Source organism: Mesorhizobium sp. M4A.F.Ca.ET.020.02.1.1 (genome assembly GCF_004022645.1).
Lineage (GTDB): Bacteria > Pseudomonadota > Alphaproteobacteria > Rhizobiales > Rhizobiaceae > Mesorhizobium.
In genome coordinates, this window is sequence record NZ_RZOI01000798.1 from 1 (window position 1) to 2588 (window position 2588).

A 2588-nucleotide genomic window follows, 5' to 3' on the forward strand; every position below is an offset into this window, starting at 1 on the left:
CGCCGATGGTGGCGAGCTGGCCGGTCATCGGACCAACCACGGAAATGGTGATGTCATCGGCGAAGGCCAAGGGCGCGCTCATCATCAGGCCCAATGCGGCCGCGCTCAAAATACCCAATTTTTTCATAGCGATAGAACTCCTCCACTGGCGCGCGGCCGTTTCGGCCGCGCTTCTTTCAGAGAGGCCGGACAATTTCATCCTTCGCCCGGCATGTCTTGGCGCATTGCCGGCACTCGATTGGGCCTGCAATGTATCGCGAACCGCCTAAAACGGCAAAAGCCGCGCCGGCCTTGTCCCGGCCGGTCGCAGCTTTTGCCTATCGAGCTTCCCCGAACACTCCCGCGCCCGGTCGCTTCCCTGTCTTCCTGTTCGTCCGACCGTCTTGCCGCGGCCTTGTCCCTGGCGCCGGCCGTCTGCGCGGCCTTGGCCCCCTGGATATCCTCAGTGCATCGTCATCCATTCGCGCGCTTCGCGCAGCGCCCTGGCGATCTCGGCCTTCGACATTGCCGCTGACAGTTCGGAGCGCAGCTTAGCGGCGCGGACCGAACCCTTGATCGCGGCGATGTTGAACCATTTGTGGGCGGCGACGACGTCGGTCTCGCAGTCGCGGCCGGTCGCATACATCATGCCCAGTTCGAAAAGAATGTCGGCCTGGGCGGTTGCTCCCATGGCGCCGAAGCCGCCTTCAAGCATTTCAAAACGTGCCATTTCAATCCCCTGTCTGGCTCCCGAGAGCTGCCTCCTTCTGTCCCTTGGTATCCCTCGGGGGGCCGCTCTTTCGATGCTTTCGAGGATGAGGCCGAGCCTTGAATCCGTCGTTAAATGGCGTGCTTAATTTGAGGAAAACAAAGCTAAAACAAGAGGTAAACACTTAAATTCGTTAAGCATACAAAGCCCGCAGTTGAGCCTGTTTGCGGCAAATTTGACGAAAACTTCGAACGATCGGATCAAGACTCCGCTAACCACGGGAACCAAAGACCACGAAGCGACCCGTTCATTTCCGCGTTGCAGAGGGGGCGGCAAAATCCTGCAACCTTCCCCGGCGGCACCGCTTTTGTTTTGCCGGAAGCTGGACTAGCTTACGTTTGCGTAAGGGGTAGGAAGGCGGGACGGGGCCCACCGGAACCTATAGGGAGGACAGACATGTTGCGAAAAGTGAGCCTGGCCGTGGCGGCCACCTTGATCATGGCCGGCGCGGCCTTTGCCGATCCGATCGAGGGCAATTGGAAGACGCAATCCGGCGAGACGGCGGCGATCGGCGGCGGCGGCGCGTTTTCCATCACGCTGAAGACCGGCAAATTCGCCGGCAAGACGATCGGCTCGCTGAAGGCGGCCGGCGACAACAAATATGCCGGCAGCATAACCGACCCGGAAACAGACAAGACCTATGCCGGCAAGGCGACGCTTTCGGGCACCTCGCTCAAGATGAGCGGCTGCGTGCTCGGCGGCCTGCTCTGCAAGAGCCAGACCTGGCACAAGCTCTGATCGGCGCCTTCGCCGCCATCACCTGAAAACGGGGCCTTCGCGGCCCCGTTTTCTTTTTCGGCGGCAGGCTCGCCACCAAATTCTCAGCAACGAACTTGAACCGCAGATGAATACCGGCATCAGAGCCGGTTCAGCGGCGCTCGGGCATTCTCCTCGGCATTGAAGGAGAGGATCAACGCATGCTTACCCGCCGCTTCGCCATCGTCTGCCTGCTGATGAGCCTGTTCGGCATGCTCTTCGCCATCCTGGTGGCCGAGGCCGGACGCCCGGCCCGCGCCTGGGATGGCGCCAATGCCTGCCGGCCGGGCTGCATGAACCATTTCATCCGCTGAACCGACCAACCCTCAAACGAGAAGCAACGACCATGAACCGCATCACCACCAGCGCCCTGAACATCCTCCGGCTCCTGCCGCGGGCGGCGCTCATCCTGATGCTGCTTGCCGCCCCGGTGCTGGCGGTGCCGATGATGCGGGCCGATAACGGCTCGACGATCGAGGCCCCCTCGCCGCGGAAGTCGGGCGTCGGCTTCGTGTTGCTGGTCTCCCTGCAGCGCGGCTGAAACACGTCGATACTCAGGCGAGGCCGAGGCTGACCTGATCTCACTTCCATCTCAAGACGCGGACAAAAATCGGCACTTTGGCCGCCTTCGCGCCCGCCTCCCCCTCCCAACCGCTCTTCCAACTCTCTATATTGAGCCATGGAAAAGCGAATCTACCCCCAAGCCATCGAATCGGTCGTCATGCCTGAGCCTTTCGGCAGGCAGAGTTTCAACGACGCCAAGAAGGCGGTCGCGGCCTTGCAGGTGCTTTACGACCGCAACACCAAGTTCCTGCGCGATTCCTTCGCGGCACTGGCCGCCGGCGGCGACAGCAACAAGCGCTACCGGGCCTTCTATCCCGAGATCGGCGTCACCACGACCTCCTTCAGCCAGGTCGACTCGCGACAGGCCTATGGCCACATGCCGACGCCCGGACATTTCTCGACCACCATCACCCAGCCGGCGCTGTTCGAAAACTACCTTGTCGAGCAGCTTCGGCTGATCATGCGCAACCATGGCGTCCAGGTAACGGTGTCGGAATCGACCACGCCTATTCCGCTGCAT

At 61.6% G+C, this 2588-nt stretch carries 4 protein-coding genes and 2 pseudogenes; 4 read left to right on the forward strand and 2 right to left on the reverse strand.

The genetic code is table 11. The annotated features are described in order from the left end of the window. Positions 1-199 (reverse strand): annotated as a pseudogene (locus tag EN742_RS39760) (hypothetical protein); the annotation flags it as partial. A gap of 243 nt (positions 200-442) precedes the next feature. Next, positions 443-709, reverse strand: coding sequence for a sel1 repeat family protein (locus EN742_RS31265; RefSeq protein ID WP_127405887.1), 267 nt, complete (start codon positions 707-709; stop codon positions 443-445). A gap of 435 nt (positions 710-1144) precedes the next feature. Here EN742_RS31265 and EN742_RS31270 point away from each other — a divergent pair, with 435 nt between their 5' ends. The 4 genes and pseudogenes from EN742_RS31270 to EN742_RS31280 all read left to right on the forward strand — a co-directional run. Beyond that, complete coding sequence (locus tag EN742_RS31270; RefSeq protein ID WP_126055744.1) at positions 1145-1486, forward strand: DUF2147 domain-containing protein; 342 nt, start codon at positions 1145-1147, stop codon at positions 1484-1486. Between the two features lie 179 nt (positions 1487-1665). Continuing rightward, positions 1666-1818: a hypothetical protein gene (locus EN742_RS38345; protein ID WP_189375684.1), complete on the forward strand. Its 153-nt coding sequence runs from the start codon at positions 1666-1668 to the stop codon at positions 1816-1818. 32 nt (positions 1819-1850) lie between these two features. Beyond that, complete coding sequence (locus tag EN742_RS31275) at positions 1851-2045, forward strand: hypothetical protein (RefSeq protein ID WP_126055745.1); 195 nt, start codon at positions 1851-1853, stop codon at positions 2043-2045. A 138-nt stretch (positions 2046-2183) separates the two neighbouring features. Beyond that, positions 2184-2588, forward strand: a pseudogene (locus EN742_RS31280) (AMP nucleosidase); the annotation flags it as partial.